General features: G+C 63.2%; 16 protein-coding genes, 1 tRNA gene and 1 pseudogene. 11 read left to right on the top strand and 7 right to left on the bottom strand.

Features of this window, described 5'->3' with window-relative positions:
* Positions 1 to 22 precede the first annotated feature (22 nt).
* Both mutY and mutM read right to left on the bottom strand, forming a co-directional pair.
* Positions 23 to 1,150, bottom strand: a complete 1,128-nt coding sequence (mutY, locus tag B0G80_RS18345; RefSeq protein WP_181919979.1) for an A/G-specific adenine glycosylase — start codon at positions 1,148 to 1,150, stop codon at positions 23 to 25.
* 7 nt (positions 1,151 to 1,157) lie between these two features.
* Positions 1,158 to 1,988: a bifunctional DNA-formamidopyrimidine glycosylase/DNA-(apurinic or apyrimidinic site) lyase gene (gene mutM / locus B0G80_RS18340; protein ID WP_116118911.1), complete on the bottom strand. Its 831-nt coding sequence runs from the start codon at positions 1,986 to 1,988 to the stop codon at positions 1,158 to 1,160.
* Positions 1,989 to 2,075: 87 nt separating this feature from the next.
* Between mutM and B0G80_RS18335 the strand changes: the two genes are divergently transcribed.
* From B0G80_RS18335 to hisC, 8 genes are all read left to right on the top strand, one after another.
* Positions 2,076 to 3,917: a tetratricopeptide repeat protein gene (locus B0G80_RS18335; RefSeq protein ID WP_106282119.1), complete on the top strand. Its 1,842-nt coding sequence runs from the start codon at positions 2,076 to 2,078 to the stop codon at positions 3,915 to 3,917.
* Positions 3,917 to 4,549 (top strand): lipoprotein insertase outer membrane protein LolB, encoded by a 633-nt coding sequence (gene lolB, locus B0G80_RS18330; protein WP_116118910.1) that lies wholly within the window; start codon positions 3,917 to 3,919, stop codon positions 4,547 to 4,549. Before B0G80_RS18335 ends, lolB begins: the two co-directional genes overlap by 1 nt.
* Before the next feature lie 65 nt (positions 4,550 to 4,614).
* Complete coding sequence (gene ispE, locus B0G80_RS18325; protein ID WP_116118909.1) at positions 4,615 to 5,496, top strand: 4-(cytidine 5'-diphospho)-2-C-methyl-D-erythritol kinase; 882 nt, start codon at positions 4,615 to 4,617, stop codon at positions 5,494 to 5,496.
* A gap of 49 nt (positions 5,497 to 5,545) precedes the next feature.
* A tRNA-Gln gene (locus B0G80_RS18320) sits at positions 5,546 to 5,622 on the top strand.
* 44 nt (positions 5,623 to 5,666) lie between these two features.
* Complete coding sequence (locus B0G80_RS18315; protein WP_006048037.1) at positions 5,667 to 6,623, top strand: ribose-phosphate pyrophosphokinase; 957 nt, start codon at positions 5,667 to 5,669, stop codon at positions 6,621 to 6,623.
* 163 nt (positions 6,624 to 6,786) lie between these two features.
* Positions 6,787 to 7,410: a 50S ribosomal protein L25/general stress protein Ctc gene (locus B0G80_RS18310; RefSeq protein WP_106282125.1), complete on the top strand. Its 624-nt coding sequence runs from the start codon at positions 6,787 to 6,789 to the stop codon at positions 7,408 to 7,410.
* 150 nt (positions 7,411 to 7,560) lie between these two features.
* Positions 7,561 to 8,163: an aminoacyl-tRNA hydrolase gene (gene pth, locus B0G80_RS18305; protein WP_106282127.1), complete on the top strand. Its 603-nt coding sequence runs from the start codon at positions 7,561 to 7,563 to the stop codon at positions 8,161 to 8,163.
* A gap of 70 nt (positions 8,164 to 8,233) precedes the next feature.
* Positions 8,234 to 9,313 (top strand): histidinol-phosphate transaminase, encoded by a 1,080-nt coding sequence (hisC, locus tag B0G80_RS18300; RefSeq protein ID WP_116118908.1) that lies wholly within the window; start codon positions 8,234 to 8,236, stop codon positions 9,311 to 9,313.
* 77 nt (positions 9,314 to 9,390) lie between these two features.
* Here hisC and B0G80_RS18295 read toward each other — a convergent pair whose 3' ends face one another.
* From B0G80_RS18295 to rsmD, 3 genes are all read right to left on the bottom strand, one after another.
* Entirely contained in the window at positions 9,391 to 9,648 is a 258-nt protein-coding gene (locus B0G80_RS18295) for a YfhL family 4Fe-4S dicluster ferredoxin (protein WP_116118907.1), read from the bottom strand.
* Positions 9,649 to 9,711: 63 nt separating this feature from the next.
* Complete coding sequence (coaD, locus tag B0G80_RS18290; RefSeq protein WP_012431643.1) at positions 9,712 to 10,227, bottom strand: pantetheine-phosphate adenylyltransferase; 516 nt, start codon at positions 10,225 to 10,227, stop codon at positions 9,712 to 9,714.
* Positions 10,228 to 10,339: 112 nt separating this feature from the next.
* The gene (rsmD, locus tag B0G80_RS18285) at positions 10,340 to 10,954 is read right to left on the bottom strand and encodes a 16S rRNA (guanine(966)-N(2))-methyltransferase RsmD (RefSeq protein ID WP_116118906.1); all 615 of its coding nucleotides are present in this window, start codon (positions 10,952 to 10,954) and stop codon (positions 10,340 to 10,342) included.
* A gap of 241 nt (positions 10,955 to 11,195) precedes the next feature.
* Here rsmD and ftsY point away from each other — a divergent pair, with 241 nt between their 5' ends.
* Positions 11,196 to 12,359, top strand: coding sequence for a signal recognition particle-docking protein FtsY (ftsY, locus tag B0G80_RS18280; protein WP_116118905.1), 1,164 nt, complete (start codon positions 11,196 to 11,198; stop codon positions 12,357 to 12,359).
* A gap of 96 nt (positions 12,360 to 12,455) precedes the next feature.
* On the opposite strand, the gene maiA is transcribed toward ftsY, so the two are convergent.
* Complete coding sequence (gene maiA / locus B0G80_RS18275) at positions 12,456 to 13,100, bottom strand: maleylacetoacetate isomerase (RefSeq protein WP_116118904.1); 645 nt, start codon at positions 13,098 to 13,100, stop codon at positions 12,456 to 12,458.
* Positions 13,101 to 13,125: 25 nt separating this feature from the next.
* Positions 13,126 to 13,824: a fumarylacetoacetate hydrolase family protein gene (locus B0G80_RS18270; protein ID WP_106282139.1), complete on the bottom strand. Its 699-nt coding sequence runs from the start codon at positions 13,822 to 13,824 to the stop codon at positions 13,126 to 13,128.
* A gap of 227 nt (positions 13,825 to 14,051) precedes the next feature.
* On the opposite strand from B0G80_RS18270, the gene ybiB reads away from it, so the two are divergent.
* Together ybiB and B0G80_RS18260 are read left to right on the top strand one after the other, a co-directional pair.
* Positions 14,052 to 15,023, top strand: coding sequence for a DNA-binding protein YbiB (gene ybiB, locus B0G80_RS18265; RefSeq protein ID WP_116118903.1), 972 nt, complete (start codon positions 14,052 to 14,054; stop codon positions 15,021 to 15,023).
* Between the two features lie 500 nt (positions 15,024 to 15,523).
* Positions 15,524 to 16,555: pseudogene (locus B0G80_RS18260) on the top strand (2-isopropylmalate synthase); the annotation flags it as partial.
* Positions 16,556 to 16,684 lie beyond the last annotated feature (129 nt).

The following is a 16,684-nucleotide window of genomic DNA, read 5'->3' as shown; positions in this document are numbered from 1 at the left end:
CGCCGCGCTCCTGGCGGATTGATCAGATCAGCGAGCCTTGCAACCCGTCCAGCAGCTTGCGCACGGGCGCCGGAACACCGAACGAATCGAGATCGCTGAGCGCGACCCACGCGGTGTCGGCATCGCCCAGCGCGGCCAAAGCGCCGACTCCGCGATCCAGTTCCGCCAGGCGCGGCTCGATATCCAGTTTGAAATGCGTGAACACATGCGTGAGTGGCGCCAGCGGCGAGACCGCGCCGTCGCCACCGAAAGCGCGCGCACGTTCGGCGAGCGCGGCTTCGTCGGCGGCTTCGGGCAGGCTCCATAAGCCGCCCCAAATGCCGGACGGCGGGCGCTTCTCCAGCATCACCGCGTTGCCGTCGCGCAGCACCAGCATCCATGTGCGGCGCGTCGGCACGGTCTTTTTCGGACGCGCCGTGGGCAGTATGCGCTGACGTCCGGTCAGGTTGGCGACGCAGTCGGCGGCGAATGGGCAGCGCAGGCAGTCCGGCTTGCCGCGCACGCACAGGGTCGCGCCGAGATCCATCAGGCCTTGCGTGTACGCGCTGACGTCGGCATCCGATGCGTTCGACGGAAGCAGTGACTCCGCCAGCGTCCACATCGCGTTTTCGACTTTCTTTTCGCCGGCAAAACCTTCGACGCCGAACACGCGCGCCAGCACGCGCTTCACGTTGCCGTCGAGAATCGTCGCGCGCGCGCCAAATGCGAAGGACGCGATCGCCGCCGCCGTCGAGCGGCCGATGCCCGGCAATTCCGCCAGTTCCTCGACCGATGCCGGAAACGCACCGCCATGTTGCTCGACCACGACTTGCGCGCAGCGATGCAGGTTGCGTGCACGTGTGTAATAGCCCAGGCCGGCCCACAACGCCATCACGTCGTCGGACGGCGCGGCGGCGAGCGCGGCGACGGTCGGAAAACGCGCGAGAAATTTCGCGTAGTACGGAATCACCGTCGACACCTGCGTCTGCTGCAGCATGATTTCCGACAACCAGATGCGATACGGATCGCGCGTGTTCTGCCACGGCAAACCATGCCGGCCATGCTGACGCTGCCACGCGATCAGACGCGCGGAAAAATCAGACATGACCGGAACAGCAGGCGCTTGCGGCGCGGCGGACGAAGTGGAACGCGGAGTTAAGCGAGAAGGCATCGACGATTTAGCGCTGGCAGGTGGGACAGAAATACGTTGAACGCTGCCCTTGCACGATCTGTTTGATCGGCGTTCCACACACGCGGCATGGCAGTCCGGCGCGATCATAGACGAAATAGTCGAGCTGGAAGTAACCGCTTTCGCCATCGCTGCCGACGAAGTCGCGCAACGTGCTGCCGCCCTTCTCGATGGCGGCGGCGAGCGTCACGCGCACGGCGTCCGCCAGCAACTCGTAGCGCACGAGCGAGACGCGGCCCGCCGCGGTGGTCGGCCGGATGCCGGCGCGAAACAGGCTCTCCGACGCGTAGATATTGCCCACGCCGACCACGATTTCGCCCGCCAACAATGCCTGCTTCACCGAGATTTTGCGCCCTCGCGTGAGCCGGTGCATCAGCGCGCCGGAGAACGCGGGCGAAAACGGTTCGACGCCGAGGCTCGCGAGCAACGGATGCTCGAGCACGTCGCCGGCTTCGCGCGGGTGCCACAGCACCGCGCCGAAGCGCCGCGGATCGCGATAGCGCAAAATGAACTCGTCGAAGATCCAGTCGATGTGATCGTGCTTCGCCGCAGCCGGCGGATGCGGCACGTGACGCAGCACCCGCAGCGTCCCCGTCATGCCAAGATGCACGATGAACCAGCCCGCGTCGATCTCGAACAGCAGGTACTTGCCGCGCCGCTCGACCTTGCGCACCACGTGGCCGCGCAAGGTTTTCGCAAGATCGGCCGGAATCGGCCAGCGCAATGCGGGCGTGCGCACATCCACGCGCTCAACCTTGCGCCCGGACACATACGGTTCGATTCCCCGTCGGGTAACCTCAACTTCTGGCAACTCTGGCATGTCTAACTGGTGTGCAACTTGCGTGAGTGGTTGTGCGCGTATTGTAGCGAGCGCGTTACAATCGTCCGAAACATTGAACGGATTTCCATGAACTTGTCCTTCGTGAAGCTGTTTTTGAAGCGCCCGGCTAGCGCATTCCGCGTACCGCACGCCGTGTCCGCTCGCCGGATGCTCGGTGCGGCAGCGCTCGCAGTCTGGGCACTGGCGGCCGTGCCCGCTTACGCGCAGGACCCCTCGCCGGACTCGGATGACACCTCGGTCACCTTGCCGGATCCGCTCGGCCCGGCATCGGCGGAAGACCAGAAGTCCCTGCCCGGCGTGCCGCTAACGAGCCAGATCGTATTCCAGGTGCTCGCCGCCGAGGTCGCGCTGCAGCGCGACCAACCGGCGCCCGCCTATCAGACTTACCTCGCGCTCGCGCGCGACACGCACGATCCGCGCATGGCGCAGCGCGCCACCGAGATCGCGCTGGCCGCGCAGAGTCCGTCGGACGCGTTGGCTGCCGCGCAATTGTGGCAGCAGTATGCGCCGAACTCGGAACGCGCCGCGCAACTCGACGCATCGCTGCTCGTGTTGTCCGGCAAACCTGACGACGCGGCGCCCATCCTCGCCCGCGAACTCGCACGCGTACCCGCCGACAATCGCGGCAGCGCAATCCTGGCGCTGCAGTTGCTGCTCTCGCGCGGCCCGAACCGGATCGGTGGCCTGCACGTGTTGCAGGATCTGCTCAAGAACGACATGAACCGGCCCGAAGCGCAACTGGCGATCGCACGCCAGCAACTCGTATCGGACGACGCACCGGGCGCGCGCAAGTCGCTCGAACAGGCGCTCGCGCTCAAGCCCGACTATTTGCCGGCAGCGCTGACGCTGTCGCAAATGGGCCCGGAAGAGCGCAAGGAAGGCATCGCTTCGCTCGAAAAGTACGTGCAGCAGAATCCGAAATCGCATGACGCGCGTCTCGCGCTCGCGCAGATGTATCTCGCGAGCGACCGTCTGGACGACGCGCAGAAGCAGTTCGAGATCATGCACAAGAACAACGCAAACGAGCTGACGCCGCTCATGGCGCTCGCGCTCATCAAGATCCAGCAGAAGAATTTCACCGACGCGCAAACCTACCTGACGCAGTACGCCCAGCAAGCCGAAAAAACGCAGGGCGCCGATCCGGGCCAGGCGTACATCTACCTTGCGCAACTGTCGCTCGAGCAGAAGAATGAAGCGGCCGCGAGCGACTGGCTGAACAAGATCTCGCCGTCGAGCCAGCAATATGTGCCGGCGCAGATCACGCGCGCGCAATTGCTCGCCAAGCAGGGCAAGACCGACGACGCACGCAAGCTGCTGGCTAACCTGCCGGCGCCGGACCCGCGCGACCAGGCGCTGATCTCCCGCACCGATGCGGCGATCCTGTTCGACGCGAAGCGCTATCCGGAGGCGGAATCACGTCTGCAGCGAGCCACGGCGCAATTTCCCGATGACCCCGATCTGACCTACGACTACGCGATGTCCGCTGAAAAAACCGGCCATTACGACGTCATGGAAGCGCAGTTGCGCAAGCTGATCCAGACGCAGCCCGACAATCCGCAAGCGTATAACGCGCTCGGCTACTCGCTGGCCGATCGCAATCAGCGCCTCGCCGAAGCGGATAAGCTGGTCGAGAAGGCATCCTCATTGGCGCCGAACGACGCGTTCATCATGGACAGCGTCGGCTGGGTCAAATACCGGATGGGCAACACCTCGGACGCAATCAAGCTGCTGCGCAAAGCTTACGACATGCAGCCGAACGCCGAAATCGGCGCGCACCTCGGCGAAGTGCTATGGAAATCCGGCAATCAGGATCAGGCACGCGCCGCTTTCCGCGATGCACGAAAGCTCGAACCGGACAACGACACGCTTGTCAAAACGCTCCAACGTCTTCAGGTGAACGATCTTTGATGCGTCTTTCCCGTTTGATTCACTTTCCTCGGGCGCCGCGCAGCGCGGCGTTCGCGTTCGCTGCGGCAGCGGTCGTCGCACTGGCCGGTTGTGCATCGGTCAAACCGCAAGGGCCGTCCACGTCGAATGCCGCGACTTCCGTCACCGCGCAGACGAGCCGTGCTTACCAGGGCCGTTTCGCGGTCCAGTACAACGATCAGAACGGCCAGCAGCGCAACGCTTACGGCAACTTCACGTGGCAGGAAACCGGCGACACCGTGACCCTGCAGTTGCGCAACCCGCTCGGCCAGACGCTGGCGGTGGTGACGTCGTCGCCGGCTTCGGCAACGCTGGAGCTGCCGAATCGCCAGCCGCTCACCGCGGATAACGTCTCCACGCTGATGCAGAATGCGCTCGGCTTCGCGTTGCCGGTCGAAGGGCTGCGCTATTGGCTGCAACCGTCGCCGGCGCCCACTTCGCGCGCCAGGACCGAGAAGGATCCCGAGCAACCGTCGCGGCTCAAGCAAATCACGCAGGACGGCTGGACAATCGACTATCTGGCTTATGCCGACGCGCCCGCAACCGGCGTGAAGCGCATCAATCTGAGCCGTTCGGAACCGCCGCTCGACATCAAGCTCGTGCTGGATCAGTAACCTCGCGCCGTCTCGCGCGACCTTGCCGCTTCTTCGGCGCCATCTGGCGCATGTAGCCTCGACTCATGATTGAAACGACCGATTCGCTGCGCGATTGCCTCGCGCCAGCGAAACTCAACCTCTTCCTGCACATCACAGGCCGCCGGCCGGATGGCTATCACACGCTGCAAACGGTCTTCCAGTTGCTCGACTGGGGCGACACGCTGCACTTCACGCGACGTGACGACGGACTCATCACACGCAGCACCGAAATCGCCGACGTGCCGCCGGAACACGACCTGACTGTGCGCGCCGCGACGCTGCTCAAAACGCATACGGGCTCGCCTGAAGGCGTCGATATCGAAATCGACAAGCGTCTGCCGATGGGTGCCGGCCTTGGCGGCGGCAGCTCTGATGCGGCGACGACGCTGCTCGCGCTGAACCGTCTGTGGAAGCTCAATCTGCCTCGCCTGGAGTTGCAGGCGCTGGCATTGAAACTTGGCGCCGATGTGCCGTTTTTTGTTTTCGGAAAAAATGCGTTCGCCCAGGGTGTCGGAGAAGCTTTAGACGTTGTACAATTGCCGCCGCGCCATTTCCTAGTAGTGACGCCGAGGGTTCATGTTCCGACTGCAGCGATTTTCTCTGAAAAAGCGTTGACAAGAGATTCAAAACCCCTCACAATTACGGACTTTCCTGCAGAACTTAGCTGCAACACTGACTGGCCAGAAAGTTTCGGCCGCAATGACATGCAGCAGGTTGTCGTAGGAAAATACGCGGAAGTAGCGCATGTGTTGCGATGGTTTGAAAACGTCGCGCCAGCGCGGATGTCTGGATCAGGTGCGAGTGTTTTTGCCGCGTTCCGAAGTAAAGCTGAAGCAGAAGCGGTGCAAGCCAAACTGCCAGCCGAATGGAATAGCGCAGTGACCGCAGGTCTCGATCAGCATCCACTCTTTACTTTCGCGTCATAAGTTTTGCCTCGTCGAACGCTCCTCGTTCGGTGAAGCTCAAAGTTAGTGTAGGGGAGTCGCCAAGTTGGTTAAGGCACCGGATTTTGATTCCGGCATTCGAAGGTTCGACTCCTTCCTCCCCTGCCAAAATTCTCGCATTTCCCTCGCCCCCAGCCTGAAGCAGGTGCACGATGAGCAGCCATGACGGCCTGATGGTTTTTACTGGCAACGCAAATCCCGCGCTTGCACAGGAAGTCGTCAAAATCCTCGGTATTCCCCTCGGCAAAGCAATGGTTAGCCGTTTCTCGGACGGTGAAATCCAGGTCGAGATTCAGGAAAACGTGCGTGGCAAGGATGTCTTCGTCCTGCAGTCCACGTGCGCACCGGCGAACGACAACCTGATGGAACTGATGATCATGGTCGATGCGCTCAAGCGCGCATCCGCCGGCCGGATCACCGCAGCCATCCCTTACTTTGGTTATGCTCGTCAAGATCGCCGCCCGCGTTCCGCGCGCGTCGCCATCTCGGCGAAGATCGTGGCGAACATGCTGGAAATCGCCGGCGTCGAGCGGATCATTACGATGGATCTGCACGCCGACCAGATTCAAGGCTTCTTCGACATTCCGGTCGACAACATCTACGCTACGCCCGTGCTGCTCGGCGATCTGCGCAAGCAGAACTACGAGAACCTGCTGGTCGTTTCGCCGGACGTCGGCGGCGTGGTGCGTGCCCGGGCATTAGCCAAGCAACTGAATTGCGATCTCGCGATCATCGACAAACGCCGCCCGAAGGCGAACGTTGCCGAAGTGATGAACATCATCGGTGAAGTCGAAGGCCGTACCTGCGTGATCATGGACGACATGGTCGACACCGCCGGCACGCTCTGCAAGGCAGCACAAGTTTTGAAGGAACGCGGCGCAAAGCAGGTGTTCGCTTACGCTACGCACCCGGTTCTGTCGGGCGGCGCGGGCGAGCGTATCGCGGCTTCCGCACTCGACGAACTCGTTGTCACGGACACGATCCCGCTCGGCGAAGAAGCCCGCTCGTGCGCAAAGATCCGTTCGTTGACCAGCGCCGGCCTGCTTGCCGAAACGTTCTCGCGGATTCGCCGCGGCGATTCGGTCATGTCGCTGTTCGCTGAAAGTTAAGTATTTGCGAAGGCGCAGTGCGCCGCTTCTGGCGGCAAGCTGCGCTTTTGCACAATCGGCATGAACGAACGAAGGTTCGTGCCGCAGCTCTGGGGCCTCAGCCATCTGGCTTGGAGGCCCCGTTTTTACTGCCTGGTCGCGGGCAGTGCATTGGAGATTCAAAATGAAAGTAGTCGCTTTCGAGCGTTCTTTGCAAGGTACGGGTGCGAGCCGCCGCCTGCGTAACTCGGGCAAGACCCCGGGCATCGTATATGGCGCTGGTGCTGAAACGCAATTGGTCGAACTGGACCACAACGCGCTGTGGCACGCGCTGAAGAAAGAAGTTTTCCACTCGTCGATCCTCGATCTGGAAGTGGCAGGCAAGTCGCAACAGGTTCTGCTGCGCGACGTGCAATACCACCCGTTCCGTCAGCTCGTGCTGCACGTGGACTTCCAACGTGTCGACGCGAAGAAGAAGCTGCACACCAAGGTGCCGCTGCACTTCATGAACCAGGAATCGAACCCGGCAGTGAAGCTGTCGAGCGCGGTGATCTCGCACGTCATCAACGAAATCGAAATCGAGTGCCTGCCGTCGGCACTGCCGGAATTCCTCGAAGTTGATCTGGCGACGATCGAAGCAGGTCACTCGGTTCACGCCAAAGACATCAAGCTGCCGGCAGGTGTGTCGCTGGTTGCTCACGTCGAAGCAGAAAACCCGGTGGTCGCAGCTGCAACGATCCCGGCTGGCGCAATCGCTGAAGGCGACGCCGCTGCTGCTGAAGGCGAAGGCGAAAAGCCGGCTGCTTAAGGGCGCCTCAGGCAAAGAGCAAGAAATCCTCTCGATCCGTTTGAATGAAACGGTCGACGTGACCCGCCGAGGTTCGCCCCGGCGGGTTTTTTTTCGGTTTTTTTCGGCTCGGCTGCGTTCAGCTTTCGGGCCAGACGGACCTACGCAATCATGATCAAGCTGATCGTCGGCCTCGGCAATCCGGGCGCCGAATACACCGCGACGCGCCACAACGCCGGCTTCTGGCTGGTCGATCAACTGGCGCGCGAAGCAGGCGCGACGCTGCGCGACGAACGGCGTTTCCACGGCTTCTATGCCAAGGCACGGCTTCACGGCGAGGAAGTGCATCTGCTGGAACCGCAGACGTATATGAACCGTTCCGGCCAATCGGTCGTGGCGGTTGCGCAGTTCTTCAAGATTCTCCCCGACGAAATCCTGGTCGCGCACGACGAACTCGACATGCCGCCCGGCAGCATCAAGCTGAAGCTCGGCGGCGGCAGCGGCGGCCACAACGGGCTGAAGGACATTACCGCGCATCTTTCGTCGCAGCAATATTGGCGGCTGCGGATCGGCATCGGCCATCCGCGCGACCTGATTCCTGAGAGCGCGCGCGCCGGTGCCAAGCCCGACGTTGCCAACTACGTGCTGAAGCCGCCGCGCCGGGAAGAGCAGGACGTGATAGATGCGTCGATCGAGCGTGGGCTTGCCGTCATGCCGCAAATCATCAAGGGCGAACTGGAACGCGCAATGATGCAACTGCATCGCAACCCGTAGACTGTTTCGCTGGAAGCCAGCTTGCCGTAACGCCGTCGACAGCAACGATCTTGTTTGGGAGGAGAACCGCTTGAGCCGCTATTGGAGTGACATCGTTCACCGTCTGACGCCGTATGTGCCGGGCGAACAGCCCGTGGTCGCGCATCCGGTCAAGCTGAATACCAACGAGAATCCGTATCCGCCGTCGCCGCGAGTGCTCGAAGCGATCCGGCGGGAACTGGGCGACGCGGCCGAATCGCTGCGGCGCTATCCCGATCCGACGGCGCACAAGCTCCGCGAGACGGTGGCCGCGTACCACGGCATCCGCGCGGAGCAGGTGTTTGCCGGCAACGGCTCTGACGAAGTGCTGGCACTCACGTTCCAGGCCTTGCTCAAGCACGACAAACCCTTGCTGTTTCCGGACATCACGTACAGCTTCTATCCGACGTATGCGCGACTTTTCGAAGTCGACTACCGGACAATCCCGCTGGACGACAGCTTCGCGATCAACGTCGACGACTACAAGTCGCCGAATGGCGGCATCCTGTTCCCGAATCCGAATGCGCCGACCGGCCGTCCGCTGCCGCTCGCCGATATCGAGCGCCTGGTGGCGAGCAATCCCGATTCCGTGGTGGTGATCGACGAAGCCTATGTGGATTTCGGCGCCGAATCGGCCGTCTGTCTGATCGGCCGCTATCCGAATCTGCTGGTCGTCCAGACCGTGTCGAAGTCGCGTTCGCTGGCGGGAATGCGCGTTGGCTTTGCGTTCGGCAACCCGGAGTTGATCGGCGCGCTGAACCGCGTGAAGGACAGCTTCAACTCGTATCCGCTCGACCGCCTTGCGCAAGTCGCCGCCGCGGCGGCGTACGAAGACGACGCGTGGTTTCGCGACACCTGCGCCAAAGTCGTGGCAAGCCGCGAGCGGCTGGCCGCGGGGCTGACGGCATTGGGCTTCGAGGTGGTGCCGTCGGCGGCGAATCTGCTGTTCGCTCGCCATGAGGGCTACGACGCCGCGACGCTCGTGCTGCGACTGAGGGAAAAGGAGATATTCGTGCGCCATTTCAAGGCGCCGCGCATCGACCAGCATCTGCGAATCTCGGTCGGCACCGACGCCGAATGCGACATTCTGCTGGACGCGTTGCGCGAGATCTTCAGCGCGTACGTGGGATAGGACCGCGCAAAAGCATCACCGCCAAAAGAAAACGGCGAGGCCGAAAAGCCTCGCCGTTTTCCTTTTGACTTCGTACCTCAGGCGCCCTTCGCGATCTGCAGCGCGTGGTACTTGGCCATCAAGCCATCAGGCGTCTCCAGATGGTCCGGGTCGCGCGGAATACACTCGACCGGGCACACCTGAATGCACTGAGGCTCGTCAAAATGCCCGACGCACTCGGTACATTTCCTCGGGTCGATCACGTAGATTTCCGGGCCCATCGAAATTGCGTCGTTCGGGCACTCGGGCTCGCACACGTCGCAATTGATGCACTCGTCGGTAATCATCAAGGCCATACTTCTCTCACTTCACGCCGGCCGCAGCCGGCTTTGATCCGTCAAACCGACAGTTTACGCCGGTTACGGTTGTCCCGCCGAAGCGCCGCTAGCCGGATCCATCGCGGCGACCTTTTCCGTCAGCCATTTCTCGACCGACGGGAACACGAACTTGCTGACGTCGCCGCCGAGCTGGGCGATTTCACGCACGATCGTGCCCGAGATGAACTGGTACTGATCAGACGGCGTCATGAACATGGTTTCGACGTCGGGCAGCAAATAGCGATTCATGCCGGCCATCTGGAACTCATATTCGAAGTCCGACACGGCCCGCAGACCGCGCACGATCACGCGCGCGTTATTGGTGCGCACGAAATCCTTCAATAGCCCTTTGAAGCTCATCACCTGAACGTTCGGGTAGTGCCCGAGCACTTCGTGAGCGATGTCGAGGCGCTCTTCGAGCGTGAAAAATGGCTTCTTGTTGCGGCTGTCGGCAACGCCGACCACCAGCGTGTCGAAAATGCTCGACGCGCGCCGAACGAGGTCTTCGTGACCGCGCGTCAGCGGGTCGAACGTGCCCGGGTACACGGCGACTACCATGAGACTTCTCCTCTCTTCAGACAAAGGGGCACGTCAAAGCGTCCACGCGACGCATTTGGCACGGACCGCGCCCGTGACGGCGAACCGTCCGGCGCTTGTTTTGGAACGCGCATTATTCCTTATTTTCGCGCTGCAGCAAATGAAAGTGGACAGCGCCGGCCTTACCTTGCCGCACGATGTCCCACCCCGCGAGCGTCTCGTTCCCGTCGAGTTCGAGCGCCTCACCTGCTTCCACATATAGAAATCCGTCTGCGCTCACGAGCGGCGCCGCCAGCGCGAGCGCTTTGCCGAGCAGGTCGCCGCCGAACGGCGGATCGAGAAACACCACGTCGAACGAACCGGGCGGGAGGCTCGCGGCAAGACGCAAACCGTCTGCTTCAGCGATTTCGATTGTGCGCGCCGCCAGGCGTTCCTGGTTCGCGCGCAACTGGCTGGCAGCCCGCGCATTGCGCTCCACCATCAAGACCCGTGCCGCGCCGCGCGACGCCGCCTCGAAGCCCAGCGCGCCGCTGCCGGCAAACAGATCGAGGCAGCGCTGGCCGTCCAGATTCTGCCCGAGCCAATTGAACAGCGTCTCGCGCACGCGATCCGGCGTGGGGCGCAGGCCGTCGAGATCGAGCACGGGCAAAGGCGTGCGCTTCCAGTCGCCGCCGATGATACGGATGGCGTGCGGCTTGCCGCCTTTGGACGAAGCGCCATGGGCGCGTGAAGGTGCGGAACGGGGCATGCGGTTTCGATTACGTTATTGAAGCGCCCGCGACGACGAAATATGCGGGCCGGAGCGCCAACGTTACCACAGCGACGCCCCGCGTCCAGCCTGGCCGTTCGGCCGATACGACGGCCGGCGGCGCGCCTGATAAAATGTGCGGCTTCCAGCGCCTTGCATCCCGCATCGCAACGCTGCCTGCCGCTCCCACCGGTCTTGTGCCGGCTGCGCGCATCGGCGCGCGCTCTCACCACGCCAGATCATGTTCAGCTTTTTCAAACGATTCAAGGGTTCGAAAGAGTCCGATAACGCGCCAGAAGAGTCGCAAACCGCGCCAGAAGGCTCGACGCCCGCAGGCACCGTGGAGGCGCCCGTCGCGCCGGCCACGCCGCAGCCGGCCGCGGCTCCGGTTCGCGTCGAGACGCCGCCGGTGGCCGCTCCGTCCGCAATCGATCCCGAGCCTGACGCATTCGCGCTCGAAGAAACTGTCGAAGTCGTCCCGCCGCCGCCGCCGGACGCGGGCGCCAAGCGTTCTTGGCTGACGCGTCTGAAGACCGGCTTGTCGAAGACGAGCTCGAATCTGACCGGCATTTTCGTCGGCACGAAGATCGACGAAGACCTGTACGAAGAGCTCGAAACCGCGCTGCTGATGTCGGACGCCGGCGTCGACGCCACCGAATTCCTGCTCGAAGCGCTGCGCGAAAAAGTGCGCGCCGAGCGCCTCGTCGATCCCCAGCAGGTCAAGATCGCGCTGCGCACGTTGCTAGTCGACCTGCTCAAGCCGCTGGAAAAATCGCTCATGCTCGGCCGCGCGCAACCGCTCGTGATGATGATCGCCGGCGTCAACGGCGCGGGCAAGACCACCAGCATCGGCAAGCTCGCCAAGCATCTGCAGAGTTTCGATCAATCCGTGCTGCTGGCCGCGGGCGACACGTTCCGCGCCGCCGCGCGCGAGCAACTGGCCATCTGGGGTCAGCGCAACAACGTAACTGTGGTCTCGCAGGAAAGCGGCGACCCGGCTGCGGTGATCTTCGACGCGGTCGGCGCCGCGCGTGCGCGCAAAATCGACGTGATGATGGCGGACACGGCCGGCCGCCTGCCGACCCAACTGCATCTGATGGAAGAACTGCGCAAGGTGAAGCGCGTGATCGGCAAGGCGCAAGACGGCGCGCCACACGAGGTGCTGCTGGTGATCGACGCCAACACCGGCCAGAATGCGCTCGCGCAAGTGAAGGCTTTCGACGACGCGCTCGGCCTCACCGGCCTGATCGTCACCAAACTCGATGGCACGGCGAAGGGCGGCATTCTGGCCGCGATCGCGCGGCAGCGTCCGATTCCGGTGTACTTCATCGGCGTCGGCGAAAAGGTCGAGGATTTGCAGCCTTTCAGCGCTGAAGAGTTTTCCGACGCGTTGCTGGGCGGCTAAGCGCCGCGGCGTTCGCGGGCTAAGCCTCGGGCTTAGGCAGCAAAGGGCACTCCTTGGAGTGCCCTTTTTTCATCCCGCCTGCCCGACGATCACAAATTACTCGGCGTCCGGCTGCGCGCCCGGCGCCGCGCGCGCAAACGCGTCGAGTTGCATCGCGTGATCGTAGATGCGTTGAATCGTCGGAAACTTCGCCGTGTCGACCTTGAAGCGCTGCGCGTTGAACACCTGCGGAATCAGACAGGTGTCGGCAATGGTCGGCGCATCGCCGAAACACAGCTTGCCGGTACGGGAATCTGCCGCCAGATGTGTTTCCAACGTCGCGAAGCCGGCTTCCACCCAGTGCCGGTACCAGGCGTCCTTGGCGTAATCGTCGACGCCCAACGTGTGCTTCAGATACTTCAGCACGCGCAGGTTGTTCAGCGGATGAATCTCGCACGCCACCTGCAACGCCAGCGCGCGCACATACGCACGATCTGCCGGCGCCTTCGGCAACAGCGGCGGCTCGGGATGCATCTCTTCCAGATACTCGATGATCGCGAGCGACTGCGGCATCACTTCATTGCCGTCGACAAAGGTCGGCACGATCCCGTCCGCGTTCACCTTGCGGTATTCGGGCTTCAACTGCTCGCCGCCGTCGCGCACAAGATGCACCGGCACGTAGTCGTATGGCAGATTCTTCACGTTCAGCGCAATGCGCACGCGATAAGACGCCGAGCTACGGAAATAGCTGTAGAGCTTCATGTTGTCTGTCTCCCCCAACCGGCCGTCAGACGACGCGCACGCTGAGCTCGCCGAGCCCGTCCACGCCACCCTTCATCAGATCGCCCTGCACCACTGCGCCGACGCCTTCCGGCGTGCCGGTGAAGATCAGATCGCCAGGTTGCAGTTCGAACAGCGTCGACAGATAAGCGATCGTCTCGGCCACCGACCAGATCAGTTGCGACACGTCGGAGTTTTGCTTTTCTTCGCCGTTCACCGATAGCCAGATCGCGCCCTTGTCGACATGGCCGACCGTCGCCGCCGGATGAATCGGGCCGAGCGGCGCCGAGTGATCGAAGCCCTTCGCGGTATCCCACGGACGGCCCAGCTTCTTGGCTTCGGCCTGCAGATCGCGGCGCGTCATATCGAGGCCGAGCGCGTAACCGTACACGTGGTCCAGCGCGCTCTCGACTGGAATGTTCTTGCCGCCCTTGCCGATCGCCGCCACCATTTCCATCTCGAAGTGGACGTTTTTCGACAGCGACGGGTACGGAAACTCACCGGTAGCACCGGGCGCGACGTACAGCACGGCATCGGCCGGCTTGGCGAAGAAGAACGGCGGTTCGCGGTCGGGATCATGTCCCATCTCGCGCGCGTGCGCCTCGTAATTGCGGCCCACACAGTAGATGCGACGCACCGCGAACTGCTCGCTGGACCCCACAACCGGCACCGCGACCACCGGTGCGGGTGCAAATACGTAACTCATCCCGTTCTCCGTTTCTTGATGTGTGCCGCCTGTGCGGCGATAAAACATCGAGTGTAACGCGCGACAAAGCGCCGCGCGCACCAGTCCGGCATGGACTGGCAAGGCCGGCGGCACGGGCGCGGGGCCTCGCCGGATCGCCATAGATGCGATACTCACAGTCAACAGCGTCCCTTGAATACCGTGGCAAACCGCTTTGAAGCGGTACGCCAACACGTCCCCTGCGCCCGATGACCGACTCCGCCGACACCGTCAATCCCTTCCCCTGCGCCCGCTTCATCAAGGAAATCGGCCGAGGCCCGAACGGCGCCCGCGCGCTGACCGCCGACGATACACGCGCGCTCTACACCGCCATGCTCGATGGCCGCGTGGCCGAGCTCGAACTCGGCGCGGTGCTGCTCGCGTACCGCGTGAAGGGCGAAACCGCCGACGAACTCGCCGCGATGCTGGCCGGCGCACATGCTTCTTTCGAGCCGGTCCATTTGCCGCACGGCACGTTCCGGCCCGTGTCGATACCCAGCTACAACGGCGCGCGCAAGCAGCCGAATCTGGTGCCGCTGCTCGCCCTGCTGCTGGCGCGCGAAGGCGTGCCGGTGCTGGTGCACGGCGTCACCGAAGATCCGGGCCGGGTTACGAGCGCGGAAATCTTCACGCATCTGCAGATTCAGCACGCACGATCGCACGCCGATATCGAAGATGGTCTCGCCGAGCACCGCGTTGCGTTTGCTCCAATCGAGGTGCTCGCGCCGAAGCTCGCACGGCTGCTTGCGCTGCGCCGGCGCATGGGCGTGCGCAACTCGACGCACACGCTCGTGAAAATCCTCCAGCCGTTCGCGCCCGCGGGTCTGCGCCTCGTGAACTACACGCACCCGCCGTATCGCGACAGCCTCACACAACTGTTCAACACGCATCCGGACGCGGCCGCCGGCGGCGCGCTGCTTGCGCGCGGCACCGAAGGCGAAGCGGTGGCCGATACGCGTCGTCAGGTGCAGGTCGACTGGTTGCACGATGGTGTCTGCGAAACGCGCGTGCCGCACGAGCGCTCGTCGCCCGATGCGCCGGAAGTGGACTTGCCCGAGGCCAAGGACGCGCCGACGACCGCTGCCTGGATCAGCGCCGTCTTGCGCGGCGAAGCACCCGTGCCGAGCGCGATCGAACGGCAGGTGGAACTGATCGTGGACGTCGCCAGAATGCCCGTGTAATGGCCGCGGCGTAAGCGCTACGGCGCGCTTGCCGTCGCCCGCCGCGACCCACGCGGGTTGACACGCCGCAACGCGGCGTCATACATTAGACCCATGCGTTCCCTTCCGAACACCCTCCGAATTACCTCCGGCCGCCTAGCGCGGCCCCTATCGCTACGCCTGGCGTAAGTCAGGCGTAGCGCCGCGCGTTGGCATCTCAGGTTGCTCAAAGCGCGGGCTCTCCAGCAGTTCCGTTGTTCCTGTTGCACCCCCAAAGCGTAGTTCTTCACAACCTGTAGTCGTTTGCATTCGTCCGTTTACCGCGCGGACGAAGCGCGAGGATCAAATGCACGCCGCATGGGCTTTATCCACGTCCGTTTTCGCCGTCACGATGACGCCGTTCGTTCGCGCCCGTTCGTTGTTGCCGCTAGCCACCGGCTGGCGGACCGTGCATCCGTGGCAGTCCGCCAACCGCTCCCGGCCACACCCTTTCGCAGACGACCCAACGAACGAGGCTCACCATGTTGCAAAACCCCGCTGAAAAATACCGCCCCTTCCCGCCCGTACGTCTGACCGGCCGCAAATGGCCGAGCCGCACCATCGACCGGGCGCCGATCTGGATGAGCACCGATCTGCGCGACGGCAATCAGGCGCTGATCGAGCCGATGAACGCCGCGCAAAAGCTCGAGTTCTTCGAGATGCTGGTCGCGATCGGTTTCAAGGAGATCGAGGTCGGCTACCCGTCGGCGTCGCAAACGGACTTCGATTTCGTCCGCAAGCTGATCGAGGAAAAGCGCATTCCCGACGACGTGACCATCGAGGTCTTCATGCCGTCGCGAGCGGAACTGATTGCGCGCACGTTCGAGGCGCTGGAAGGCGCGCCGCGCGCCATCGTGCACTTGTACAACGCGATCTGCCCGTCGTTTCGGCGGATTGTGTTCAATCAGTCGAAGACCGAGATCAAGGCGCTGGCAGTGCAGGGCACGCAACTCATCAAGGACCATGCGCAGGCGCGTCCCGGCACGCACTGGACCTTCCAGTACTCGCCGGAAACGTTCAATACGACCGAATTGCCGTTTGCACGCGAGGTATGCGACGCGGTCGCGCAGACGTGGCGGCCCACGCGCGATCACAAAATGATCGTCAACCTGCCCGCGAGCGTGGAGGCGGCGACGCCGAACGTTTTCGCCGACCAGATCGAATGGATGCATCGCAATCTCGGCTATCGCGACAGCATCGTGCTGTCAGTGCATCCGCATAACGATCGCGGCACCGCGGTGGCCGCCGCGGAACTGGCGCTGCTGGCGGGTGCGGACCGCGTCGAAGGCTGCCTGTTCGGCAACGGCGAGCGCACCGGCAACGTCGATCTCGTCGCGCTGGCGATGAATCTGGATGCGCAAGGCGTCGATACGGGGCTCGATTTCTCCGATATGGAGGCGGTCCGGCTCGTGGCGGAGCGCTGCAATCAGTTGCCGGTGCATCCACGCCATCCATATGCAGGCGAAGCGGTGATGCGGGCGAAGAACGCGGAGCGGCAAGGCGTCGCGGCGCAGGTGCTCAACGTGGCAGAAACCGGCGCGCCGGATCGACGCGAATGGAGCGGTGTGGATCAGGAAAGCGTCGCCGCCTGAGAATCAGGCCGACGTGAGGCAAACCGACGCAAACACGATGCGCGAGCGCTC

The sequence above is a fragment of the Paraburkholderia sp. BL6669N2 genome (assembly GCF_003387275.1).
Classification (GTDB): Bacteria; Pseudomonadota; Gammaproteobacteria; order Burkholderiales; family Burkholderiaceae; genus Paraburkholderia.
This window is presented reverse-complemented; position numbering and strand designations above follow the sequence as displayed.